Genomic DNA, 23,222 nt, shown 5'->3' with positions numbered 1-23,222 from the left:
CGCAGTCTAACGCCCGGCAATCACGGGTAAAGGCCTAGGTATACAATTCCTTGGCACGGGTCTCGAACGCCTGCACGATCCGGTGCATGGCCTCGTTGAAGACAACGCCGATGATGCCCTGCAGGATTGCGTTCTTGAATTCGAAGTCCACGTGGAAGGACACGTTGCAGCCTCCGTCGGGTGCGTCCTCAAAGTGCCAGTCGGATTTCATGTATTTGAACGGGCCGTCCAGATATTCGGTATCGATCTTCATTTGATCGGGGAACAATGTCACCCGGCTGCCGAATCGCTCGCGGAACACTTTGAACGATATTACCAGGTCCGCCTCCATCACCTGCGCCTCTCCTGCGGCATAGCTTCGGCGGATACGGGCCGCAGCACACCAGGGCAGAAACTCGGGGTATTTCGCCACGTCCGCAATCAGGTCGTACATCTGCTGAGCCGAATAAGGCAGGTGGCGGGTTTCCGAATGAGTAGGCATGGTGTCCGGTATTAACAGGTGACAATGGCGCGTGATTTCGTATGTTGCGCGCCAAAGATCAAGGGGGCAGCGATGAGCGAACGTGCATATGTGATAGATGAGATGATCTCGGCCAAGGCCATCGCCGCCCGGATCGAAGAGCTTTGCCGCGAGATCAGCACCGAGTTCGCTGACACCGACAAGCTGGTTGTCGTCGGCCTGCTACGCGGCAGTTTCGTGTTCATCGCCGATCTGGTGCGCGAGTTGGACTTGCCGATCGAAGTAGATTTTCTTGAGGCGTCTTCCTACGGCGACTCGATGGAAAGCAGCCGGGAAGTGCGTATTCTTAAAGACTTGCGAGGCGCGATTGAAGGGCGGGACGTTCTGGTCGTCGAGGATATCGTCGACACCGGCCACACGCTGAACCACGTGACCAAGCTGCTGCAAAGCCGCAAACCCGCGCGGCTAAAATCCATCGCCCTGCTGGACAAACCCAGCCGACGCGAGGTTGATTTCCGGTCCGACTGGATCGGGTTCGAGATTCCGGACGAGTTTGTCGTGGGCTACGGCATCGATTACGCGCAGCGTAACCGTAACCTGCCCTTTATCGGCAAAGTTCGCTTTACCGAGGAGTGAGCGGCCCCAACACCTGTTGAATGGCGGCTAGGAAAATCCCGGTACCAACCGGGATCAGCGCATCAGGGAAATCAAAGTCCGGGTTGTGCAGTTGCGGCTGATTGATGCCCGACCCAAGCCAGAACATCGCCGCTTTGGACCCTTTGCCGAACTGTCCAAAATCTTCCGAAAACTTTTGCGGGCTCGTCGTCAGTTCGCAGAGCACGCCGGTATCCGCGCAGGATCGGTTCAGAATGTCGACGGCTTCAGGCGCGTTCACGCAAGCTTCGAATACATCCTCATAGGTGATCTCGTACCCAAGTCCCTGATCGCGCGCAGCCTGCGCTACCAGCGCTTCAGCCTCGGCCATCAGATGCTGCATCCGTTCATCTGCCACCGTGCGCAAGGTCACCCATAACTCAGCGCGGCCGGGAGCCACACCAAAGGTCGGCTCTCCAAGGCTGACATGCGTTACTGTGGTTAAGGCAAATTCTGCGTTCAGGAGACCACCTTGCCCGAGCGTTGCAAAACTCGGCATCAAAGCGGACAAAGCTCCTGCCGGAGACACCCCATCCTGCGGCGCTGCCGCGTGCGAGGTCTTACCGGTCAGAACAATCTTCATCCCGCGCGAGGCGCAATTGGCAGAACCCTCGCAAAGTTGCACCTCTCCCAGCGTCAGCCCCGGCAGGTTGTGCAAGGAAAAAACATAGTCGGGGGCGATTTCCGAGAACTTTGGATCAGACCGATAGGCAACAGCGCCCTGCCCGGTTTCCTCGGCCGCTTGGAACACCAGAATAACCCGGCCCGTTTCGGGGCGATTTTGGCTGAGATGATCGGCGACACCTAAAACTGTCACCATATGCCCGTCATGCCCGCACAAATGCGCCTTGCCGGGAACGCGCGAGGCATAGGCTACATCCGACAGCTCCTGAATAGGCAGCCCGTCCAGTTCGCATCGAATGGCAACAGTCGGACCAACCCGGCCGCTGTCATATACGCCCGCCACACCATGCCCGCCAATGCCGGTCAAAACTTGATCCGCACCACGGGCACGCAATTCGCCTGCAACGCGAGCCGCTGTTTCCTTCTCTTGACCGGAGAGTTCAGGTGATTGATGCAATTCGTGACGCAGGCGCGTCAACTGAGCAACCGTCTCAGGTGTCACCCTTGCTCCAACTTTTTCTGACGAGCATCGCGCAAACGCGCAAAGTCGTCACCCGCATGGTAAGAAGACCGGGTCAGAGGCGTCGCGGACACCATCAGGAAACCTTTTCCGTAGGCGGCTTTCTCGTAGGACGCGAACTCCTCGGGCGTGACAAATCGATCAACCCCGTGGTGCTTCGGCGTCGGCTGCAGGTACTGACCGATAGTCAGGAAGTCGATATCGGCCGCGCGCATATCATCCATGACCTGACGAACTTGCTGTTCGTCTTCACCCAGACCGACCATAATGCCCGACTTGGTAAAGATTGAAGGGTCCAGTTCCTTGACCCGCTGCAACAGTCGCAGCGAGTGGAAATAGCGCGCACCGGGACGAACCTCGGGGTACAGACCGGGGACGGTTTCGAGGTTGTGGTTGAACACATCCGGCTTCGCCTCGACCACAACTTCCAGAACCGAAGGATCACATTTCAGGAAGTCTGGTGTCAGAATTTCGATCGTCGTCTTGGGCGAGCGATGACGTACCGCGCGGATGGTCTGCGCAAAATGCTCGGCGCCACCGTCTGTTAGGTCATCGCGGTCCACAGACGTAATGACCACATGGTTCAGCCCAAGCTTTTGCACTGCGTGCGCCACCCGGCCGGGTTCAAACGCGTCCAAATCATCCGGGCGACCGGTGGCGATATTGCAGAAGGTACAGCCGCGGGTACAAATCTCACCCATGATCATCATGGTGGCGTGACCCTGACTCCAGCATTCGCCGACGTTCGGGCAACCAGCTTCCTCGCAGACCGTAACCAGATTGTTCTCACGCATGATCTTGTGCGTGTCGGCATAGCCTTTGCCACCGGGCGCCTTTACGCGAATCCACTTGGGCTTTTTCGGCTGCGCATTGTCCTGGCGATGCGCCTTTTCGGGATGACGTTGCTCGGGGATCTTGAGATCACGCACAGTTTGCTTTCCTGACTTTGGGTCAATTTGCTTTGGCATAATATAATGTGCTGGGTTTAGCTACACCACCCGTGCATAGCTGCCATAACAGCGCACCATGCTTGCGCGGAAAAATGGCAAAGCCGCAAATTAAAAAACAATTAAAAACATTACGTTTTCACACTCTCAACCAAATTCGCATCTGCAGCACAAATCACGTTGAAGACATTTTAGAACTGTTTTAAATCACGCGCAGTTCAATAATGAATCACAGGAACATGATTATGAAATCCGGTACCAAACTGCCTGACGTAACCTTTCACACCCGTGTCCGTGACGAGGCTGTCGAAGGCCCCAACCCGTTCCGCTGGGAAGACAAGACAACCGCAGATTACTTTGCCGGAAAGCGCGTGATCCTGTTCTCTCTGCCCGGTGCATTCACCCCCACATGCTCGACCTATCAGCTGCCCGGCTTTGAAAATGGCTATGGCGAGTTCAAGGATAAGGGCATCGACGAGATTTACTGCATGTCGGTGAATGACAGCTTTGTCATGAACAAGTGGGCACAGGATCAGGGGCTGAAAAACGTCAAGGTTATTCCGGATGGTTCTGGCGAGTTCACCCGCAAGATGGGCATGCTGGTCGACAAAGATAATCTGGGCTTCGGCATGCGCTCGTGGCGCTATGCGGCCATCGTCAATGACGGTGTGGTTGAAGCATGGTTCGAAGAACCCGGCCTGATGGATAACTGCCCAGAAGACCCCTATGGTGTTTCTTCTCCTGAAAATCTGAAAAAGCACCTGGACGAAGCGAAAGAGCCGGCTCTGGCCTAAGCTCTTCCAAGCCTTCGAATATCAAAGACCCGCCGCTGGCGGGTCTTTTCATTTTCATGCGCGTGTTGCGGTAACTATTTCTTCTCCAACTTGGCGGATTACTTCGGCCAACCTGTCAAACCAGTCCTCGCCCCCGGTTGATACTCGCCGCACCAATCCAACCGTCCTCGCCGGTTGAGGCGTACTGAAACGCAGCAACTGCAACCGCGGAACAGCCTCGGATTCAGCGCGAGCAGCCAACTCAGGCATCAGCGTCAGACCGAAGCCTTCGGCCACAAGTCGAGAAAGGGTCGCCAGCGACGACGCCCCCATATTGATCAGCCCGCTGCTGCGGTCCTGACCGCAGACCTCAAGCGCCTGATCCGTCAAACAATGACCGTCATCCAACAACATCAACTGTGCGGTTTGCAGATCTAGCGGGCGCAGCACCTCGGGGTCGGAGGTCATGCCTTTCAGGCGGGCAGCGCTGCCAGCAAGCAGAAACCGGTCTTGAAATAGTGGAAGTTCGAGTAACTCATTGCCTCCGACCGGCAGGGCCACGACTCCGGCGTCGATTTCGCCAGCACGCAACATGGTCAATAAACGCTCTGTTCTGGCCTCTCGCACCTGCACCCGCAACGACACGTCCGAGGTTCGCAATCCAGCCAGCACACCTGGCAGCAGATAGGGCGCAATCGTAGGGATTATTCCAATCGACAGCGACCTGTGCCCGCCCGAGCGATCCCGGGCGAACTGATCCAGACGGTCCGCGGCACCCAGCACCTGGCGCGCGTGATCCAGCACATCGCGCCCGAGCGGTGTCAGCAGAATGTCTCTTGCCTGACGCTCGAACAGCGGACCGCCCAGATTTTCTTCGAGAGCCTTGATTTGAACCGACAAGGCGGGCTGAGACACGTGACATACCTGCGCAGCTCGACCAAAATTGCGCTGTTCCGCGACCGCTCTAAAATACTGAAGTTGTCTGAGGGTAAAATTCATAGCCCCTGACTATCACTTGATCACGCTTTCGCAACTAAAACATATCACCCGATCAAGCGGCTTCTTTCCGACTGGCTTTCATAGTGCCGTTTCAGCCGTTGCAGCGCGATCCTCAGCACGATCTTGCCCGAACGCGCCGACCACCCCATGCGCTTTTCAGCAAGTTCAAGCCCTTCTAGATAACAGCAACACCGCAACGTCACATCACTCAACCCCGGTCCAAGATCCGACAATGCTTGCGCAACCCGGTCACGCGCATCCGTTGAGCCTCGCCCACCATGTGCTTCGCTGCCGAAACTGCCACGCCCGCCGGCAGTCAAGAAATGGTCCCAGTTTTGCGTGACTTGTGGGCCAATCTGCGCCAACTCAAAATCCTCGCGAAGACGTTCCCCTGCCGCCACAAGCGTCTCATCCAAAAACGGCTTTCCGTCTCGGTCCCGCCTGCGCGCCAGAGCGATCAGAGGGCTTTCCGCCGCACTGTAGCGAATACGTTTTGGACGATCATTCTTGTTCGCACCGCCCTGCCCCTGAACCATCTGCGCTTGAAACGGTGTCTGCGCCTCGGCCATTCCGAATTCGTTGCGAGCCCGCGCCTTGTTTTCGGCTTCGGCAACCAAACGGCTGAGAGCGGTCCGACCGGAGGATGAAATCCGATACCGTGAAATTCGCCCCGGATTATCACAAGATATCCAATCTTTCAGGGCAAGAGCTTGGGCAATCCTGCACTCCACCACAGCAGTTCTGGTTGTTCCGCCATCGCCCGCGTCGCGCACCACAACGGCTTTGTCCATCTCTTCCGCAACTGCCAGCACCGCGCCCGTCTCACACAACCGACGCAGAATTCGCAGGGCCTCGCGGTTGAACTCTTCGTTTTTTGCAGCCGCGTTTTCTTCCTGCGTCGCGTCAAAAGTGTTTTCCGTGGCAGTCGACGGATCAGCAAAATGCGTCTCGGCCAAGGATTGCAACGCAGCATCCACCAAGGGATCGTCCCTACGCGTTTCTATCCGCCTGATTTGCCTTAGAATGCTCGAAGCATGGCATCCCGCGGATCGCGCAATATCGCGGATCGACTGCCCGGTCTCTGTGTGGGCTAGATATCTCTGCGCCCCCTCAGGTACCCAGGCCGGAATGGTGAAAGCCATGTTATTTTCCATAGTTTCTTGACCTCGTCGACAAAACAATCTGTTCCCAATCGCCCCCGATGAATTTGTTAACCAATTCTAACTAGAGTTGCTTTCGTTACTGGTTCGTTAACCTGCGAGGACAAGAACCAGATTTGATTCAAAAACATAAACACTCATGAAGCCAGAGTTCGGCGAGAACTCAATCGAGGCAACACCCGCTTAGGTTGTGCAACACATTCGGGGACATTCACTCACACAAAGGACCCCCGAAATGCAGGATCTGATGACCATGATTACAACCCTACGCCGTCCTCGCCTGCTGGCTCGGGCCGCAAAACATGGAGCGCAGGACTATGATCGGGATCGACATTTGCAGCGCATTCTAGGGTACGGATCCCTACCCTCAACGGGCGCGGCGTTGGTTCGACTGATGGAGATGGAGCGAGAGGTTAACGCGCAGCGTGTGGAAGAAGACGCTGCCTATTCACTGGTCCGTCATCTGGACCTGCTTATCGCATTGTTGGGCGAGGCGCAGCTGTTTCAGGCCAGCCGCGCCTCGCAATATCAGTGATTAGCTGAACGCATCCGGCATGGATGCTTTCTTTTTCTCAATATATTCATTGAGCGCGGCATTGATTGCCGGGTCGAGTTGCGGTTGCTGGTAGTTGGCCAGCAGATGCTCGACCCGTGCCGTTGCCAACTGACGCGTGTCGCGCCCGCCTTCGTCTTCCCATGTTTCGTAGGGCTTGTAGTCCAGCACTTCGCTTTTCCAGAACGCGTCCTTAAAGTTGGCCTGTGTATGTGCGCAGCCCAGATAGTGGCCGCCGGGGCCAACTTCGCGGATCGCATCCATGGCTTGAGCATTGTCATCATAGGCGATGCCTTTGGCCAATCCGTGCAGAACGCCCAGTTGATCGGCATCCATGACGAATTTCTCAAAGTCTGCGACCAGACCACCTTCCAGCCATCCGCAGGAATGCAGCATGAAATTCACACCGGCCATCAGTCCCATGTTCAGCGAGTTCGCGGTCTCATAAGCCGCCTGCGCATCAGGCAGTTTCGAACCGCAGAACGAGCCTGCCGAACGGAACGGAAGGTTCAAACGCCGCGCCAGCTGACCCGCGCCGTAAGTGACCATGGACGCCTCGGGCGTACCAAAGGTCGGCGCGCCAGAGTTCATGTCGATCGACGACACGAAAGCACCGAAGATAGCAGGTGCACCGGGACGAACGATCTGGCTGTAAGCAACACCGGCGAGAACTTCGGCCAGAACCTGTGTAAGTGTGCCTGCAACCGAAACCGGCGCCATCGCACCACCCACGATGAAGGGCGAGATGATGCAGGCTTGGTTATTCTTGGCATAAACTTCGAGCGACCCCATCATCACGTCGTCGAAAGTCATCGGCGAGTTGATGTTCGTCAGCGAGGTCATGACAGTGTTTTCCTGAACGAACTCTTTACCAAACAGGATTTCACACATTTCAACCGAATCTTGTGCACGGCTGGGGTCGGTGACCGAACCCATGAACGGCTTATCCGACAGGGTCATGTGAGCCATCAACATATCCAGGTGACGTTTGTTGACCGGGACATCCGTCGGTTCACACACTGTGCCGCCCGAGTGGTGCAGCCACTTGGACATATAGGCCAGTTTCACGAACTTGTTGAAATCGTCCATTGTTGCATATCGACGACCACCCTGAGCATCGCGCACGAACGGAGGGCCGTAGACCGGGGCAAGAACCAGATTGCGACCACCGATAACAACCGATTTCTCGGGGTTGCGAGCATGCTGGGTGAACTGGCTGGGCGCAGTTTTGATCAGCTCACGCGCCAAACCACGCGGAATGCGGACGCGCTCGCCATCTATGTCGGCTCCGGCGTCTTTCCAGCGTTCCAAAGCCGCAGGATTGTCAACAAAGTTGACGCCGACTTCGGCCAGAATGGTTTCCGCGTTGGTTTCGATGATTTCCAACGCCTCTTCGTTGAGAACCTCGAAGTTCGGAATATTCCGTTCGATGTATTTCGCGGTTTCGATGCGAACTGCGGTACGTTCGGCCCGGCGGGCAGCGCCACCGCCACCTCTTGCCCTGCGCCGGGTGTTTGCCTCTGCCATGAGAAAATCCCGTGTGGTTGGTTAGATTGACCATTTTGTTACAGGAGCGCCCAGGGTGTCAGCATATGGTTTACGGCGCTCTGGGGGTAAAAGCGACATGTACAAGTCAACTCTAAGACTTTGACCGTTTTGCCTTGTCCGGGCATGATAGCACAATGACGACTGAAAATCAGGCGACGCCGCGGCCCGAGTTTGAACGGAAAACCCTTGATGCGGCCGAAATAGGTGCTGTCGCACACTTGTACCGAGGTGAAGTATACCGCAGCACCATCTGGCGTACTCGGTTGGACACAACAACAAACTGGGCCGTTGTGACATTGGGCGTTGCGCTGTCGATTTCCTTCTCTTCTCCCGAAGCTTCACCTTTACCATTAGTACTTGTCGGCGTTCTGATCATCCTGTTCCTGATACTCGAGGCGCGTCGCTATAGATATTTCAACGTATGGCGCGCACGGGCCAGGTGGCTGGAAACACATTTTTATGCGCCCCTGCTGTATGACGGTGATCTTCATATGGAGGAGAACTGGCAGAAGGTACTGGCAGAAGACTATCTACATCCGCGCTACCACGTCAGTTTGATGATCGCGATCGGTCGCAGAATTCGCAGAAACTACCTATGGATTTTGCTGATTCAGAGCCTTGCTTTCGGCGTTAAGCTCTCGGTCCACCCAACGCCGGTTGAGAATTTCGCACAAGCCGTCGATCGGGCTGACGTCGGCCCCATCCCCGGTGAGGCTTTGATTGTCATCGGAGTTTTCTACATTCTGTGCTGGTCAGTGATTGCGATCTGGAGCTACCGGGCGGACGGACAGCGCGCGTCGAGCCGTGGAAGCGAAAAGTCTGAATCAATGGGGTAAATACCGGGTTATAGGTATTTGGACATGGCGACCGAATTTCCGGCGACCTCTGTTTCGCACCACCCCAGATGAGCGTAGATCGCGCGTGTGTCCTGCATCAGGCGGTGCGTCCGCAATATCAAGTGAGTACAGCCGTTCCGACGGGCTGCGTCCTCAGCGATTTTCAGTAATTTCCCTGCGATCCCCTGCCCTTGCGCTTGCTGCGCTACTGCTAGGTTGATCACTTTAAGCGCGTCGTTTGATTGAGAATAGATGATCACACCACCCAGCCCGACCTCAGTCCAGGCCAGAACCACTTGATGGTCCGCAATTTCCTGCTCAACACCCGCAGTCACGTCAGGCAGATCGGATATAGTTTCACGTGCCTTTGCATATGCCGCCGCTATACAATCGGTGATCGCCTCGACATCTTCCTGTGTCGCATTCACGAAACGAATAGCGGCCATTGATCCGATCTCCCTCTACAACTGGCTTAAAACGCCCTCATAACGCTTGCACATAGCTGCCGCGCGACCTAAGAGCCAGTCATGAGCCAGACATCCCACGACCGCCTTCTTATCATAGACTTCGGCAGCCAGGTGACGCAGCTGATCGCACGCCGCCTGCGCGAGTTGAATGTCTATTGCGAAATCCACCCCTACCAGAATGTTACGATGGACTTTGTGCGTGAGATGGCGCCCAAAGCCGTGATCTTCTCGGGCGGACCGGACAGCGTAACGCGCGAGGGATCTCCTCGCGCACCGCAAGAGATTTTCGACTATGGCGTGCCTATCTTGGGCATTTGCTACGGCCAGCAGGTAATGATGCATCAACTGGGCGGCAAAGTCGAAAGCGGCCAAGGCACCGCCGAATTCGGTCGTGCCTTTGTCACACCGAAAGGTCAGCTGGACATTCTGGGCGGCTGGTTTGCCGAGGGCGACGAGCAAGTCTGGATGAGCCATGGCGACCACGTCAGCGAAATCGCACCGGGGTTTGAGGTTTTCGGAACCTCGCCCAATGCGCCTTTCGCGATCACCGCGGACACTGACCGTCACTTCTATGCGGTCCAGTTCCACCCCGAGGTGCATCACACACCTAAGGGCGCGAAGCTGTATGAAAATTTCGTGAAACTGGCCGGGTTCAGCGGCGATTGGACCATGGGTGCCTATCGCGACGAGATGATCCGCAAGATCCGCGAACAAGTTGGCGACAAAAAAGTTATCTGCGGCTTGTCCGGCGGCGTCGACAGCTCGGTCGCGGCAATCCTGATTCACGAAGCGATTGGTGATCAGCTGACCTGTGTTTTCGTTGACCATGGCCTGTTGCGCAAGAACGAGGCCGAGGAAGTCGTCAGCATGTTCCGCGACAACTACAACATTCAACTGATCCATGCGGATGAAAGCGACCTGTTCTTGGGCGAGTTGGACGGCCAGTCCGATCCCGAGACCAAGCGCAAGATTATCGGTAAGTTGTTCATCGACGTGTTCCAGAAACATGCCGACACCATCGAAGGAGCCGAATTCCTGGCACAAGGCACGCTGTACCCTGACGTAATCGAGTCGGTTTCGTTCTCAGGCGGCCCGTCAGTGACGATCAAATCGCACCACAACGTAGGTGGCCTGCCCGAGAAGATGGGGTTGAAACTGGTCGAACCCCTGCGTGAACTGTTCAAAGACGAAGTACGCGCACTGGGCCGTGAACTGGGTCTGCCGCAAAGCTTTATCGGTCGTCACCCCTTCCCGGGACCGGGTCTGGCGATCCGCTGTCCAGGTGAGATTACCCGCGAGAAGCTGAGCATCCTGCGCGAAGCGGACGCTATCTATATCGACCAGATTCGCAAACACGGCCTCTATGATGACATTTGGCAGGCTTTTGTAGCGATTCTCCCCGTCCGCACGGTTGGCGTGATGGGCGATGGCCGCACTTACGATTACGCCTGCGCGCTTCGTGCCGTAACGTCAGTCGATGGCATGACCGCTGACTACTACCCGTTCAGCCACGAATTCCTTGGGGAAACCGCCACGAGGATCATTAACGAGGTCAAGGGTATCAACAGATGCACATACGACATCACCTCGAAACCACCGGGAACGATCGAGTGGGAATGACTTCAAAGCCGGGCTTCGCCCCGGCTTTTTTTGTTTAAGTCCTGCCAGAAACCCATAGGTTTCAAATTGGAATTCAGCGAATCCCGCAGGCAGGTGCATGGAAAGCAAAAAACCGCAGATCGGCAAGGCCGCGCTTTGGATGACGGGGGCAATCGCGTCCTTTTCGTCAATGGCCATAGCTGGTCGCGAATTGAGCGTCACGCATGATACTTTCGAAATCATGTTCTATCGCAGTCTCGTCGGCATCTGCGTCGTCGCGTTGATTCTGACGCTGACGCGAAAATGGAATCAAGTTTCAACTGACAGATTGGGTCTGCACGGCATCCGAAACCTGATGCACTTCACCGGTCAGAACCTTTGGTTTTATGCGGTCTCGGTCATTCCTCTGGCTCAGGTTTTCGCGCTGGAGTTTACGCAACCAATCTGGGTGATTCTGTTGTCTCCGCTGTTGCTGGGAGAACGGCTGACCCCTGTCCGCGTACTATCCGCCCTGATTGGATTTGCCGGTATTCTGATCGTCACCCGCCCTGGTGCCGTCCCACTGAGTGCAGGCCTACTAACCGCCGCTCTGTCTGCTGTTTTCTTTGCTCTGACAACCATTTCAACAAAGAGCCTGACGCGATTTGCCAGCATCGGCTGCATTATGTTCTGGCTGACAGTCATGCAGGCCGTCCTTGGATTGATCGCCGCCGGGATTGATGGGCAGATAACCTTACCGACGCTCAGTTCGGCACCCTTCCTCTTACTTGTGGGGTTAGCGGGTTTGCTGGCCCACTACTGCATCACGAACGCGCTTGCCATCGCCCCGGCCACTGTTGTGGTTCCGTTCGATTTTGCGCGCCTGCCAACAATCGCTGTGGTGGGAGCGATTCTGTATCACGAACCCATAGATCTCTGGACCCTTTTGGGAGCAGCTGTGATCTTCACCGGTATTTTTCTGAACGTTCAGGCAGAGAATCGTAACAGTTTGGCAACAGAATCCCGGCACTCTCGCCAGTAGTAACGCACCGTCACCAGTTGACGGTTAAACAAGGCTTAAGAAAGTATCGAGCACCACAAGGCAGGTCGATCTCCACCACTCGACAATTGGATCAGACCTGAAGAAACCTTAAGGGAGGACACAATGAAAAAAGCGCTTCTACAGGCGTGCGCGGTATGCGTTGGGGCGACAGGAGCTTATGCTGGCGGTCTTGATCGCAGCGGACAGGGCGTCAACATCCTGTTTGAAGAGGGATCAGTTGTACAATTCCGTCTCGGCTATACCAATCCGGACGTCAGCGGCAGTCAGGGCGGTGTCGATTCCGGCAATGTGGCCAAAGATTTCTTCACTCCGCATCTGGCCTATAAACATTCTTTTTCGGACAGGGTGGATTTCGCGCTGATCTATGATGAGCCGTTCGGCGCGGATATCGAGTATCCATCCAACTACCCGTTGTCGATCAACCCGGCAGCGGCGGTTGGTGGACGTACGGACGTTTTGCGTGCCGAAGCAGATGTAGACGCAATCACCGCACTAATACGCTATAAATTCGACGGCGGCTTCAGCGCAATCGGCGGTCTGCGTGGACAGCGTTTGAAAGCCAACGTGGCGGTACCCGCCGCTGCGGGCTACGAAGTCGACACAGACTCAGATATTGCATTTGGATATGTAGTCGGCGTTGCGTGGGAGAAGCCAGAAATTGCTGCACGGGTGTCTCTGACTTACAACTCAAAGATCACGCATGACATTTCCGAAACTGAATCGTTCAACTTCGTACCGCCGGTATTCCCGCCCACTGCGATACTTATCACAGATGAAACCGAAACCGAGATCGAGTCACCTCAATCCATCAACCTAGACTTCCAAACTGGTGTAGCCCCCAAAACACTGCTGTTTGGTTCAATCCGATGGGTAGACTGGCCGCAAACTGTATTTGCGCCGCCAAACTATGTCGACATTGTCGGTGATAACCTCGTCGACTACGCAGATGACACTTTTACCTATTCACTGGGTCTCGGGTATCAGTTCTCGGATCAGTTCTCTGGGGCAGTAACGGCCGGGTATGAAACCTCTACCGGCTCTGAAGTTACAAACCTGGGCCCGACAGATGGATTCTGGAGCCTTGGACTCGGCGGAACATACTCCCTGGAACGCGCACAGATTTCCGGCGGTGTCCGGTACACAGATATTGGTGATGCCACGACCACCACAGGCGGAGAATTCAGCGGCAACAGCGCGTGGAGTGTCGGATTCCAGATCACTTATTCTCTGGGCTGATCAGCGTAGGAAAAAAACGTCAAACCCCGCCCTCTCGGGCGGGGTTTTTCTTTGCGCAAGTTCCGGGTCGAAAGGAATTGTCCCTGCTGCGAAAACGAGCCATGGCAAAACAAAAACATCTATCTCCAAAAGCATGGGCCGAGCTTCTTTTGCTCGGCGTGATTTGGGGTGCTTCGTTCGTATCGATCCGGATTGCTCTGGACACAATTCCGGTTATGACCTCGGTCTTCCATCGCGTATTTTGGGCCATGCTGGCGCTTTGGTTCGTCGTTTTCTTTCGAAAGCTGCCTGTGCCACGCAGTCCCCGTGTATGGTTCGCGTTTGGTGTCATGGGCCTGCTGAATAACGCGATACCGTTTTCCTTGATGGCCTGGGGACAGCTTTACATCGAGACCGGCCTGACCTCGATCCTGAATGCGATGACGGCCATTTTCGGCGTCGTTACCGCCGCACTCTTTTTCCGGGATGAGCGTTTGACCCGCTCAAGGGTAGTAGGAGTCGGGCTTGGTTTTCTAGGTGTCTCGATTGCAATTGGGATTCGGAACTTCGCCAGTTTCGACCTTCAGAGCGCGGCGCAACTGGCCATTATCGCCGGAACAATTTCATACGCTTTGGCCGGTGCCTGGGCGCGCGTGACACTGTCGGATCTGTCTCCAGTCGTTGCGGCGGCTGGTATGCTAACTGGTTCGACCGTATTGATCCTGCCCGTCACCCTGATGGTCGACGGTGTGCCCCGCCTGGACCTGCCCCTGATTACATGGACTGCGATCGGCTATTATGCGCTGATCGCAACGACTGGGGCATATCTTCTGTATTACCGGGTTCTTGCCATGGCCGGAGCGGGAAACCTGATGCTTGTCACGCTGATCATCCCTCCTGTCGCTATCGCTTTGGGTGCCGTCCTGAGGGATGAGGCCCTACCCCCTCAAGCCTTTCTGGGCTTCGCAATCCTCGCGCTGGGGCTGCTGATCCTTAACCGCTCGGGCACGCGCGATTGACGCCGCGCGCCACCCGTTTTAGCTAGGTCGGAAAAAGGGATGGCGGACATGATCTACAGCTCGGCAAAAGACTGGCGCGATGCGCCGCGAAAGAAGGTGCTGTTTTTCGGCATGTCTGGGTTGGGCAAGACCTTTGTCTCGAACGTGCTGCGGGATTCCGGCGATTGGTTCCACTACTCGATCGATTACCGCATCGGCACCCGGTATATGGGCGAATACATCGCAGACAACGCCAAGGCCGAGGCGATGAAGGTCCCTTTTCTGCGCGAGCTGCTGTTGTCGGATTCGATCTTTATCGGGTCGAACATCTCATTCGAAAACCTGACCCCTGTTGCCGCCTATCTGGGCAAACCGGGAAACCCCGAACTGGGTGGTCTGGATCTGCCCGAGTACCGCCGCAGGCAAGAGCAATTCCGTCAGGCTGAAATCTATGCACTGCTCGACACTGAGTATTTTATCGACCGCGCTCAGCGTCTGTATCAATACCCGCATTTCATCTGCGACACCGGCGGGTCGATCTGCGAATGGGTCGATCCGAACGACCCCACCGATCACGTGCTGTCCGAACTATCCAGTCGGACGCTGATGATCTGGATCAAAGGGGATGAGGATCACACTGCCGAACTGGTCCGCCGTTTCGACAAGGCGCCCAAGCCGATGTCCTATCAGCCAGAATTCCTGATCCGTGTTTGGGATGAATATCTGAAACAGCGTGACTGCCGCGCCGAAGATGTAGACCCCAACGCCTTTATCCGCTGGACCTATGCCCAGGCGCTGGCCCATCGCCAGCCACGCTATCAGGCGATGGCCGACAATTGGGGTGTCACGGTCACTGCGGACGACATGCACAAGATTCGTGACGCCAGTGATTTCGATGAGTTGATCGAACGTACCCTTGAGACCCGCGCCAACCGCGCTTAATTACCGCCTCTACACAGTAACTCCAAAGGCTTGCACCTAATGCCGATCAAGATCCCCTCCGACCTGCCCGCATTTGACGTCCTCACGAAAGAGGGCGTCTCGGTCATGGCCGAGGATCAGGCAATGCGTCAGGACATCCGTCCACTGCGGATAGGGTTGCTGAATCTCATGCCCAAGAAGATTCAAACTGAGAACCAGTTTGCGCGTCTCATCGGCGCGACTCCGTTGCAGATCGACCTCTCTCTCATCCGCATGACCGAGCATCGCACCAAAAACACGGCCGCCGAGCATATGGCTGAGTTCTACCGCCCTTTCCAGGAAGTACGGGACGAGAAATTCGACGGTCTGATCGTAACTGGAGCTCCGATCGAGCATCTGGACTTTGATGACGTCACCTACTGGGACGAGCTTCGCGAAGTGTTCGAATGGACCCAGACCAACGTGCATTCCACCTTTGGCGTCTGCTGGGGTGGCATGGCGATGATCAACCACTTCCACGGCGTCAAAAAGTACATGCTGGACGCCAAGGCATTTGGCTGCTTCCGTCACGCGAACCTAGACCCGGCCTCGCCATTCCTGCGCGGGTTTTCGGATGATTGCGTGATCCCCGTTAGTCGCTGGACCGAGATGAAGCAGGATGAGATTGACGCTGCCGTTGGGTTGAAGACTTTGTTGGGCAGCGAAGATGTCGGCCCCTGCCTGGTGGAAGATCCAGAGCACAGGGCGCTCTATATCTTCAATCATTTCGAGTATGACAGCGATACGCTGAAGCAGGAATACGACCGTGACGTAGCGAACGGCACCCCGATCAACGTACCGATAAACTACTATCCCGATAACGACCCGAGCCAGACACCGCAAAACCGTTGGCGCAGCCATGCGCATCTGCTCTATGGCAACTGGATCAGTGAAATTTACGGGACCACGCCCTATGACATATGCCGGATCGGTGTGGATCAAACCGATCTGAGGGCCTGACTGGATGATGCGCGTCGGCATCATGGCCCTGACCCTACTGGTCATGCTGTGGGCCGTGGCCATCTGGCGCGCCGCTCGGAACGAAGCCCGCGCCGAGGCTGCCTATCCACCCGAAGGCCAGATCGTAGACGTTGACGGGATCCCTGTTCATGCCGTGGTGATGGGCGAAGGTCCGGACGTTGTGCTTATCCACGGTTCCAGCGGCAACACGCGTGATATGACCTTTGCGCTGGCACCGATCCTGGCCGCTAACTATCGTGTTATCGTGTTCGACCGGCCTGGGCTGGGTTATAGCGCCAGCTTCAACCCCGATGGGGAAACGATTGAAGAGCAAGCAGATATCCTGCAAAAAGCCGCAGCTTTGCTAGGGGCGGAAAAGCCCATAGTTGCCGGGCAAAGCTATGGCGGGTCTGTGTCGCTTGCCTGGGCCGTGACGCGGCCGGACAACATCTCCGGCCTAGTCCTAATCGCACCCGCTGCCATCCCGTGGGAGACGCCCTTAGACGGGTTCAACAAACTAGCAGCCACCCCCACCGGGAACGCAACTGCCCTGCCCCTGATCACCGCATTTGTGCCGGAATGGTACGTTGAAAAGGCGCTGGATCGGGTGTTTGCGCCACAAACGGCGCCCGAAGGCTATGCAGATCACTTTGGGCCCGGGCTCACCATGCGCCGCTCCTCAATGCACGCCAACGCCAAACAGCGCGCTAACCTGCTGGAAGAGGTCCGCGCCTTGCAACCCCGGTACGGTGAGATCGATGTTCCGACCGAGATCGTGCACGGTACGGCTGATGACACTGTTGGGCTGGGGTGGCATTCACACAAGTTGGTTGAACAAATCCCAGGGGCGGAACTGATAGAATTGCCTGGGGTCGGGCATATGCCGCAAGTTGTCTCCGCCCCCGAGGTTGCCGCAGCCATCGACCGCGCCGCACAACGTGCGGGTTTGCGTTAAACACCTAGCTAAGACATAGTAAGTTATGAATTTTATGGCGAGGTAACCCATGACCCGTTCCGAAAAAGGTTCCATCGAAAAGTATTTCAAAAAAGACGCCCCGAAAGAGGTGCGCTCGGCCATCGAGAAGTCGGGCAAGGACGATATTCTGAACCCAACCTACCCTTACGAAGAGCGGATGAAGCGTAAGGATTATGAAAAAGAAATAGAAAGGCTGCAAATCGAATTGGTCAAGATGCAGTCCTGGGTCAAGGAAACTGATCAGCGGGTGGCCCTTATTTTCGAAGGTCGGGATGCGGCGGGAAAAGGCGGTACGATCAAGCGATTCCGGGAGAATCTGAACCCACGCGGTGCGCGGAACGTGGCGCTCAGCAAACCATCGGATACGGAAAGCAGCCAGTGGTACTTTCAACGCTATATAACCCATTTACCTGCCGCTGGCGAAATCGTGTTTTTTGACCGCAGCTGGTACAATCGCGGCGTTGTAGAGAACGTTTTCGGCTTTTGCACAACGGAGGAACGTGAGCGGTTTTTCCGTCAGGTTCTACCGCTGGAAACCGGTCTTGTGAATGACGGCATCAACCTGTTCAAGTTTTGGCTGAATGTCGGCCGGGCCGAACAGCTAAACCGCTTTCTGGCACGTGAAACTGATCCGCTAAAGCAATGGAAACTCAGCCCAATTGACGTGGCTGGGCTGAACAAATGGGATGAGTACAGCCAGTCGATCGCGGAAACACTGACGCGTAGCCATTCCGATCACTGTCCGTGGACCATTGTGCGGTCTGACGACAAGAAACGCGCGCGGTTGGCTGCCATTCGTACGGTACTGCACGCGCTGGATTATGACGAAAAGGATGAAGACGCCATCGGCCCGAACGATCCGAAAATCTGCGGGGGGCCGGAAATATGGGATGCATGACTGACAGTGGACGAAGACCAAGGTGCAGATTATGTCATGACTCTCCAATGCTTAAACGATAAAGGCACCTGAAACAGGGATGACAAAACGCGGGTATCACCACGGAAACCTGAAACAGGCCCTGATCGAGGCAGCCCTGTCGCTGATCGAAGAAAAAGGCCCGACCGGCTTCACCCTGTCTGAGGCAGCGAAAACCGCTGGCGTCACTCCTGCCGCGGTCTACCGGCATTTCCAGGGGCGTGAGGATTTGATCGCTGAGGCAGCCCGGCAGGGCTTTGAGATGTTCGCTGACCTGATGCAGTATGCCTATGACAAAGGGCAACCCTCGGCGTTGGCTGCATTTGAGGCAACGGGCCGGGCCTATCTGGCTTTTGCCCGTAAACACCCAGGCCACTACATCGCCATGTTCGAAAGTGGGATATCCATCAACCGGACTCCCGAATTGGCTCTGGCAGCGAACCGAGCGAAGGGTGTGCTAGAGAAAGCCGCAGCCGACCTATCGCAACACATCCCCCCCGAGAAACGCCCACCCGCATCTATGTTCAGTGCTCATATCTGGGCCATGAGTCACGGTGTCGTTGAACTGTTCGCCCGCAACACCGGTGCGAGTTCACCTTTCCCACCTGAGGATTTGCTGGAAACCGGTATCGGTATCTATCTGCGTGGATTGGGGTTGGTTCCTCAGGACGATTGATACTTAGAACCTAGAGACCGGCTGCGGCGCGCTGAGGCCAGAAGTGACATTGATTAGCTCCATCTCCCCCATGCCCTTTATATCAACGGGGCCAAGATCCGAGACCTGAAATTCGTCGATCAAAGCAAACTTCATCTCTTCGGGAGCAACGATTTTCATCGGGTTTGCAAACACTTGCAGGCGTGACGCGATGTTCACTGCGGGACCAAAGACATCATAGACGTACTTTTGTATTCCCACTACAGACCCAACTGCAGCCCCGGTCCCTAACCCGATCCGGGCTTGCCATTTATGCGGATGGCTTTCGTTGCGTCGTTCCAGATACCGCAGAAATCGCACCGCACAATGGGCTACAGCCGTCGCGTGATCCGGTGTAGGATCCGGCATGCCGGACACCGCCAAATAGGCGTCGCCGATGGTTTTGATCCGCTCGCATCCGAACTGTTCAACGATGCGGTCAAATGCGGTAAAGATGTCGTTCAACTCGCTCAACGTGACCGTTGGGTCGGTCTTTGCCGCGAAGTCCGTGAATCCTACGAAGTCCAACATTACAACAGACACCTGATCGTACAGTTGCGGCGTAACTACCCCGAAGGATTTAAACTCTTCGTACACAGCCCGCGGCATCAGGTTTAACAACAGCCGCTCTACCCGCTCTTTCTCACGTTCCAATTCACGAGTGTTGCGCTCGACCATGGTCGAGTAGCTGTCAATCATACTTTCAAGCTCTCGAATCCGCGTGATGTTCTGGCATTCAACGACCAAAACCTGCTCGGTCAGCCCGTTTGCCAGTGACACAGCCGTAGCGAATATCAGCGTTCGGCGTTTTGGCTTAATCTGCAATTCAACGGAATACCGAAGACCAGATTGCTTGACGTCGTCCAACTCACGTTGATCCAGTGAGGGCAAAATATCCAGCAAAGTCTGCCCCTCGGTCGGAGCACCGAACCATTCGGCAAAAGGCCCATTGTGAAACACAAATGTCAGGTCCGAAGCCCGCACGACTGCCACACCTACGCCAATTGCGCGCAGCAATTGTTCATTTATAGCAAGAATGCTCATGCCGCATCCCGAGCAACAATGATAGCACGTTTTGATTCAATGGCTTGTAAGACGATCTTGATATGACTGTCTTCCATTCCGTGCATTGAAAGCGCCTCGGCAAACAGCTCGGCCATCTCATCGAAATCCGCATGAGAGATGTTCAGATGCCGATGCACAGCCTCAATCCTTTCATCACTGAAGGACGCTGGCCCACCAACCATGGAAGAGACAAATTTCGTCTGATGGTCGATCAGGCGGGGCATGTCTATGTCTTCGAAGTGACTTCCGATTTGATCAGAGTCCAAGGCCATTTCATAGAATGTCATCACGATCCGACTGATCGTTTTGAACCCGCCATATCTCTCGTAGATAGTCTGACCCACACCGCACACCAAAGCGTCAACCACAAACAACACTGCAAGCTTATATCAAAATGACAATTTTGTTAACGCTTATGCGTGGTTCATGGATTTAGTGACCGCAGGCACCCATAAAACAACCGATGACGCGCCTCATACAATCAGGTTGCACGCGCGTGAGATAATGCCCGCGAACCCGCCCTCTGCCAGCGACCGGCTCTGCCCGTCTGCGCGCCAGAATATATAGCGGCGAACTGACAGCACCGAACGCCAGATACGGACCTCTTTTCCACCATTGAGGTATGTCGCAGGAAGGACCGAAGGCCCTTCCTGCTGATCAGATCAGACGCTGATCGTGTTGTGTTCGGGCCCGTATGGGAAGCCGGTGATGTTTTCGGCGCCGGTTTCTTCGACGACCAAAATATCATGCTCGCGATAGCCGCCCGCACCTTTCTGGCCTTCGGGAATCCACAGCATCGGTTCGATCGAAACAACCATGCCCGGCTCAAGAACAGTGTCGATGTCTTCGCGCAGTTCCAGACCGGCTTCGCGGCCATAGTAGTGGCTGAGAATACCAAAAGAATGGCCGTACCCGAACGAACGGTACTGCAGCAGATCTTCATCCGCAAAGAAACGGTTGATCTCTTCACAAATGCCCGAACATGTCGCGCCGGGTTTGATCAGGCTCAGCCCCAATTCGTGCGCGGCTACGTTGGCTTTCCAGATACGCAGGCTCTCCGCATCGGGTTCCCCCAGGAACAAGGTGCGCTCCAGCGCAGTGTAGTAGCCTGAGATCATCGGGAAGGTGTTCAACGACAGGATATCGCCCTTCTGCAGCGCCCGCTTGGTAACCGGGTTATGTGCGCCGTCGGTGTTCAGGCCAGACTGGAACCAGACCCACGTGTCGCGATATTCGGCGTCTGGGTAGGCACGCGCAATCTCGGCCTCCATCGCATCACGTCCGGCCATGGCAATCTCGATCTCGGTCGCGCCTTCGCGGATAGCCGCATGAATGGCTGCGCCGCCCACGTCTGCAGTGCGCGCGCCGCCTTTGATCAGCTCGATCTCTTCGGCGGATTTCACCATACGCGCGGCCATCGTATCCGGTGCGATATCCACCAGCTCCGGCCCGCCCAACATGTCAAGCGCGGTGTCGCGCATCGCCAGCGTCATGTGATCGCCTTCGATCCCGATCCGACGGGCCGAGCCGATTAGGCTTGCAACCGCGCGCCAATAATTGTTCCGCTTCCAATCGGTGTAGATCACGTTCTCTTCGACCGAGCGTCGCCACGGCTGACCAGCGTCGATGTTGGCCGAAACCGTGGTGCATGCGTCCTGCGTTACAACACATCCATATGGGCGGCCAAATGAGCAGTACAGAAAGCCCGAGTAGTAGGCGATGTTGTGCATCGACGTCAGTAGCACCGCCGGGATGTCCCGCGCTGCCATCGTCGCGCGCAAACCAGCTAAGCGACGATCGTATTCCGCCTTGCTAAACGGCAACGGAGCCTTGTCGCCATTGTGGCAGGTAAAGAACTCGGGGCGATTGTTTAGGTCAGTCATTTGGTCTCTCCTCAATGCCGGACAGGCAACGCCCGGCCACAAGTCCCGGCGTTCAGGACGAGCGGCCTCGGGAACCGAGAGCCATGCACCCCGCGTTGCGTCACGACGCCATCGTGACCGGGGTGCATGGTGAAATCGCTAAATCAGGTTTCGAGTCGCGTCAAGCCGGGCTGAGACCCCGCAGGCGTTCCGAACGCCGCCGCAGTAGTTCAACCGTAGTCAGCAGCGCAATCGACACCACTACGAGAATGGTAGCAACCGCCAGAATGGTCGGGCTGATCTGTTCGCGCAGACCCGTGAACATTTGCCACGGCAGAGTCTTCTGGCTTGCCGAACCGACGAACAAAACCACCACAACTTCGTCAAACGAGGTGATGAAGGCGAACAGCCCGCCCGAGATCACGCCAGGCAAGATCAGAGGCATCTGAATCTTGAAGAAGGTCCGCACCGGCCCTGCGCCCATATTCGCCGCAGCCCGAGTCAGCGACTGGTCAAACCCAACCAGGGTTGCCGTCACCGTGATGATCACGAAGGGAATCCCCAAAACCGCGTGAGCGAGGATGACTTTGACATAGCCGACAAAGTTCTTGTCCATACCCAGCGTTCCTTCAAGGAAGCGACCGATGTCACTGTAGAAAAAGAACATACCTGTGGCCGAGATGATCAGGGGCACGATCATCGGTGAGATCAGGATGCCCATGATTGCCCGACGCCCCGGCACATGGCTCTGGCTGAGGCCAATTGCCGCCAGCGTACCCAGTGAGACCGAGATGATGGTCGCAATCGGTGCGATAATCAGCGAGTTTTTGAAGCTTCGCTGCCATTCATTGTTGGTAAAGAAGTCGCGGTAGTGCTTTAGCGAGTATCCTTCGGGATCCAGTCGCAGCATCTCAGGCGTAAAGGTAAAGAAATCCTGAGCGTTAAACGACAATGGCAGGACCACAAGGATCGGCGTGATTAGGAACACGAAGATTGCGCCGCATATCACGCGGAACAAATAGTGTTCGAATACCTGCCGACCCGTCAGGTACGGAAGTAGCCTCTGCCTGTAACGCCCTTCGTATAGCCAGAAGATGAAGAAGGCAAAGAACCAACCGACAAGCAGGCCGACGATAAGCCCTGGGAACCGGGCGAAGAAGAACCCAACTGCCGCCAACCCAATGATCGTGATCCAGCGGGCGACACGTTCATTGTCGAGTACACTTATATAGAGCCACGCCAGACCAGCCATCAGCGCTGCACCGATCAGGATACCCAAGAGGACATTGTTCTGCCCTGCCCCGACGAACATGCCGACGAAGCCCCCGGCAATGGCGACGGTCGGCAGAACCATCGACAACGGTTTACGGGATATAGGTGTAAGTGCTGCCATG

Annotated in this window: 24 protein-coding genes; 13 read left to right on the top strand and 11 right to left on the bottom strand. The window is 55.9% G+C overall.

Annotated elements, in window-relative coordinates; genetic code table 11:
• Window positions 1-34: 34 nt before the first annotated feature.
• Window positions 35-481: a type II toxin-antitoxin system RatA family toxin gene (locus ABLN94_RS08650; RefSeq protein ID WP_352991609.1), complete on the bottom strand. Its 447-nt coding sequence runs from the start codon at window positions 479-481 to the stop codon at window positions 35-37.
• A gap of 72 nt (window positions 482-553) precedes the next feature.
• Here ABLN94_RS08650 and hpt point away from each other — a divergent pair, with 72 nt between their 5' ends.
• Window positions 554-1,096: a hypoxanthine phosphoribosyltransferase gene (hpt, locus tag ABLN94_RS08645; protein ID WP_170487356.1), complete on the top strand. Its 543-nt coding sequence runs from the start codon at window positions 554-556 to the stop codon at window positions 1,094-1,096.
• Here hpt and ABLN94_RS08640 read toward each other — a convergent pair.
• On the bottom strand, window positions 1,083-2,240 hold the full coding sequence (locus tag ABLN94_RS08640) for an amidohydrolase (protein WP_352991608.1): 1,158 nt from the start codon (window positions 2,238-2,240) through the stop codon (window positions 1,083-1,085). The two genes, hpt and ABLN94_RS08640, sit on opposite strands and share 14 nt — an antisense overlap.
• Window positions 2,237-3,187, bottom strand: a complete 951-nt coding sequence (lipA, locus tag ABLN94_RS08635; protein ID WP_170487352.1) for a lipoyl synthase — start codon at window positions 3,185-3,187, stop codon at window positions 2,237-2,239. Before lipA ends, ABLN94_RS08640 begins: the two co-directional genes overlap by 4 nt.
• A 263-nt stretch (window positions 3,188-3,450) precedes the next feature.
• Between lipA and ABLN94_RS08630 the strand changes: the two genes are divergently transcribed.
• Window positions 3,451-3,999: a peroxiredoxin gene (locus tag ABLN94_RS08630; protein WP_352991606.1), complete on the top strand. Its 549-nt coding sequence runs from the start codon at window positions 3,451-3,453 to the stop codon at window positions 3,997-3,999.
• A gap of 54 nt (window positions 4,000-4,053) precedes the next feature.
• Here the strand turns inward: ABLN94_RS08630 and ABLN94_RS08625 are convergent, their stop codons facing one another.
• Complete coding sequence (locus tag ABLN94_RS08625) at window positions 4,054-4,977, bottom strand: hydrogen peroxide-inducible genes activator (protein ID WP_352991605.1); 924 nt, start codon at window positions 4,975-4,977, stop codon at window positions 4,054-4,056.
• A gap of 44 nt (window positions 4,978-5,021) precedes the next feature.
• Entirely contained in the window at window positions 5,022-6,131 is a 1,110-nt protein-coding gene (locus ABLN94_RS08620) for a DUF6456 domain-containing protein (RefSeq protein ID WP_352991603.1), read from the bottom strand.
• Window positions 6,132-6,372: 241 nt separating this feature from the next.
• Between ABLN94_RS08620 and ABLN94_RS08615 the strand changes: the two genes are divergently transcribed.
• Entirely contained in the window at window positions 6,373-6,672 is a 300-nt protein-coding gene (locus ABLN94_RS08615) for a DUF6477 family protein (RefSeq protein WP_352991601.1), read from the top strand.
• Here the strand turns inward: ABLN94_RS08615 and ABLN94_RS08610 are convergent, their stop codons facing one another.
• Entirely contained in the window at window positions 6,673-8,217 is a 1,545-nt protein-coding gene (locus ABLN94_RS08610) for a trimethylamine methyltransferase family protein (RefSeq protein WP_170487342.1), read from the bottom strand.
• Between the two features lie 155 nt (window positions 8,218-8,372).
• On the opposite strand from ABLN94_RS08610, the gene ABLN94_RS08605 reads away from it, so the two are divergent.
• Complete coding sequence (locus ABLN94_RS08605; protein ID WP_352991599.1) at window positions 8,373-9,074, top strand: DUF2270 domain-containing protein; 702 nt, start codon at window positions 8,373-8,375, stop codon at window positions 9,072-9,074.
• Window positions 9,075-9,082: 8 nt separating this feature from the next.
• Here the strand turns inward: ABLN94_RS08605 and ABLN94_RS08600 are convergent, their stop codons facing one another.
• Complete coding sequence (locus ABLN94_RS08600; protein WP_352991597.1) at window positions 9,083-9,520, bottom strand: GNAT family N-acetyltransferase; 438 nt, start codon at window positions 9,518-9,520, stop codon at window positions 9,083-9,085.
• Between the two features lie 81 nt (window positions 9,521-9,601).
• On the opposite strand from ABLN94_RS08600, the gene guaA reads away from it, so the two are divergent.
• The 9 genes from guaA to ABLN94_RS08555 all read left to right on the top strand — a co-directional run bounded on the left by guaA (window position 9,602) and on the right by ABLN94_RS08555 (window position 18,883).
• Window positions 9,602-11,161: a glutamine-hydrolyzing GMP synthase gene (gene guaA / locus ABLN94_RS08595; protein ID WP_352991595.1), complete on the top strand. Its 1,560-nt coding sequence runs from the start codon at window positions 9,602-9,604 to the stop codon at window positions 11,159-11,161.
• 97 nt (window positions 11,162-11,258) lie between these two features.
• Window positions 11,259-12,161, top strand: a complete 903-nt coding sequence (locus tag ABLN94_RS08590; protein WP_352991594.1) for a DMT family transporter — start codon at window positions 11,259-11,261, stop codon at window positions 12,159-12,161.
• Window positions 12,162-12,284: 123 nt separating this feature from the next.
• The gene (locus ABLN94_RS08585; protein WP_352991592.1) at window positions 12,285-13,418 is read left to right on the top strand and encodes an OmpP1/FadL family transporter; all 1,134 of its coding nucleotides are present in this window, start codon (window positions 12,285-12,287) and stop codon (window positions 13,416-13,418) included.
• 101 nt (window positions 13,419-13,519) lie between these two features.
• Window positions 13,520-14,416 carry a DMT family transporter gene (locus tag ABLN94_RS08580; protein ID WP_352991590.1) on the top strand — a complete coding sequence of 299 codons (897 nt, stop codon included), beginning with the start codon at window positions 13,520-13,522 and terminating at the stop codon, window positions 14,414-14,416.
• 48 nt (window positions 14,417-14,464) lie between these two features.
• The gene (locus ABLN94_RS08575; RefSeq protein WP_352991677.1) at window positions 14,465-15,337 is read left to right on the top strand and encodes an ATPase; all 873 of its coding nucleotides are present in this window, start codon (window positions 14,465-14,467) and stop codon (window positions 15,335-15,337) included.
• Window positions 15,338-15,376: 39 nt separating this feature from the next.
• Window positions 15,377-16,315, top strand: a complete 939-nt coding sequence (gene metA / locus ABLN94_RS08570) for a homoserine O-acetyltransferase MetA (protein ID WP_352991588.1) — start codon at window positions 15,377-15,379, stop codon at window positions 16,313-16,315.
• Window positions 16,316-16,319: 4 nt separating this feature from the next.
• Window positions 16,320-17,270 (top strand): alpha/beta fold hydrolase, encoded by a 951-nt coding sequence (locus ABLN94_RS08565; protein ID WP_352991586.1) that lies wholly within the window; start codon window positions 16,320-16,322, stop codon window positions 17,268-17,270.
• Window positions 17,271-17,319: 49 nt separating this feature from the next.
• A complete protein-coding gene (ppk2, locus tag ABLN94_RS08560) occupies window positions 17,320-18,189 on the top strand; it encodes a polyphosphate kinase 2 (protein WP_352991585.1) in 870 nt (289 codons plus the stop codon).
• Window positions 18,190-18,268: 79 nt separating this feature from the next.
• Window positions 18,269-18,883 (top strand): TetR/AcrR family transcriptional regulator, encoded by a 615-nt coding sequence (locus tag ABLN94_RS08555; protein WP_352991583.1) that lies wholly within the window; start codon window positions 18,269-18,271, stop codon window positions 18,881-18,883.
• 3 nt (window positions 18,884-18,886) lie between these two features.
• Here the strand turns inward: ABLN94_RS08555 and ABLN94_RS08550 are convergent, their stop codons facing one another.
• The 4 genes from ABLN94_RS08550 to ABLN94_RS08535 form a co-directional block, all read right to left on the bottom strand.
• Entirely contained in the window at window positions 18,887-19,945 is a 1,059-nt protein-coding gene (locus ABLN94_RS08550; RefSeq protein ID WP_352991581.1) for an adenylate/guanylate cyclase domain-containing protein, read from the bottom strand.
• Window positions 19,942-20,343, bottom strand: coding sequence for a group I truncated hemoglobin (locus ABLN94_RS08545; protein ID WP_352991580.1), 402 nt, complete (start codon window positions 20,341-20,343; stop codon window positions 19,942-19,944). The genes ABLN94_RS08550 and ABLN94_RS08545 overlap by 4 nt, the downstream gene beginning before the upstream one ends.
• Before the next feature lie 285 nt (window positions 20,344-20,628).
• Complete coding sequence (locus ABLN94_RS08540; RefSeq protein WP_352991578.1) at window positions 20,629-21,849, bottom strand: aminopeptidase P family protein; 1,221 nt, start codon at window positions 21,847-21,849, stop codon at window positions 20,629-20,631.
• 160 nt (window positions 21,850-22,009) lie between these two features.
• Window positions 22,010-23,221 carry an ABC transporter permease gene (locus ABLN94_RS08535; protein WP_352991576.1) on the bottom strand — a complete coding sequence of 404 codons (1,212 nt, stop codon included), beginning with the start codon at window positions 23,219-23,221 and terminating at the stop codon, window positions 22,010-22,012.
• Window position 23,222: the final 1 nt, after the last annotated feature.

The organism is Ruegeria sp. SCP11, assembly GCF_040329455.1.
In the GTDB taxonomy this organism is placed as follows: domain Bacteria; phylum Pseudomonadota; class Alphaproteobacteria; order Rhodobacterales; family Rhodobacteraceae; genus Ruegeria; species Ruegeria atlantica_E.
The sequence above is the reverse complement of the archived record's forward strand: the minus strand, read 5'-3'. Positions and strand labels throughout refer to the sequence as shown.

Coding starts and splice junctions, on each gene's coding strand:
- ABLN94_RS08555 (WP_352991583.1), top strand. CDS start 18,269: ATGACAAAACGCGGGTATCACCACGGAAACCTGAAACAGGCCCTGATC.
- ABLN94_RS08650 (WP_352991609.1), bottom strand. CDS start 481: ATGCCTACTCATTCGGAAACCCGCCACCTGCCTTATTCGGCTCAGCAG.
- ABLN94_RS08565 (WP_352991586.1), top strand. CDS start 16,320: ATGATGCGCGTCGGCATCATGGCCCTGACCCTACTGGTCATGCTGTGG.
- ABLN94_RS08535 (WP_352991576.1), bottom strand. CDS start 23,221: ATGGCAGCACTTACACCTATATCCCGTAAACCGTTGTCGATGGTTCTG.
- hpt (WP_170487356.1), top strand. CDS start 554: ATGAGCGAACGTGCATATGTGATAGATGAGATGATCTCGGCCAAGGCC.
- ABLN94_RS08575 (WP_352991677.1), top strand. CDS start 14,465: ATGATCTACAGCTCGGCAAAAGACTGGCGCGATGCGCCGCGAAAGAAG.
- ABLN94_RS08585 (WP_352991592.1), top strand. CDS start 12,285: ATGAAAAAAGCGCTTCTACAGGCGTGCGCGGTATGCGTTGGGGCGACA.
- ABLN94_RS08620 (WP_352991603.1), bottom strand. CDS start 6,131: ATGGAAAATAACATGGCTTTCACCATTCCGGCCTGGGTACCTGAGGGG.
- ABLN94_RS08600 (WP_352991597.1), bottom strand. CDS start 9,520: ATGGCCGCTATTCGTTTCGTGAATGCGACACAGGAAGATGTCGAGGCG.
- ABLN94_RS08550 (WP_352991581.1), bottom strand. CDS start 19,945: ATGAGCATTCTTGCTATAAATGAACAATTGCTGCGCGCAATTGGCGTA.
- guaA (WP_352991595.1), top strand. CDS start 9,602: ATGAGCCAGACATCCCACGACCGCCTTCTTATCATAGACTTCGGCAGC.
- metA (WP_352991588.1), top strand. CDS start 15,377: ATGCCGATCAAGATCCCCTCCGACCTGCCCGCATTTGACGTCCTCACG.
- ABLN94_RS08605 (WP_352991599.1), top strand. CDS start 8,373: ATGACGACTGAAAATCAGGCGACGCCGCGGCCCGAGTTTGAACGGAAA.
- ABLN94_RS08625 (WP_352991605.1), bottom strand. CDS start 4,977: ATGAATTTTACCCTCAGACAACTTCAGTATTTTAGAGCGGTCGCGGAA.
- ABLN94_RS08615 (WP_352991601.1), top strand. CDS start 6,373: ATGCAGGATCTGATGACCATGATTACAACCCTACGCCGTCCTCGCCTG.
- ppk2 (WP_352991585.1), top strand. CDS start 17,320: ATGACCCGTTCCGAAAAAGGTTCCATCGAAAAGTATTTCAAAAAAGAC.
- ABLN94_RS08580 (WP_352991590.1), top strand. CDS start 13,520: ATGGCAAAACAAAAACATCTATCTCCAAAAGCATGGGCCGAGCTTCTT.
- ABLN94_RS08610 (WP_170487342.1), bottom strand. CDS start 8,217: ATGGCAGAGGCAAACACCCGGCGCAGGGCAAGAGGTGGCGGTGGCGCT.
- ABLN94_RS08590 (WP_352991594.1), top strand. CDS start 11,259: ATGGAAAGCAAAAAACCGCAGATCGGCAAGGCCGCGCTTTGGATGACG.
- ABLN94_RS08630 (WP_352991606.1), top strand. CDS start 3,451: ATGAAATCCGGTACCAAACTGCCTGACGTAACCTTTCACACCCGTGTC.
- ABLN94_RS08540 (WP_352991578.1), bottom strand. CDS start 21,849: ATGACTGACCTAAACAATCGCCCCGAGTTCTTTACCTGCCACAATGGC.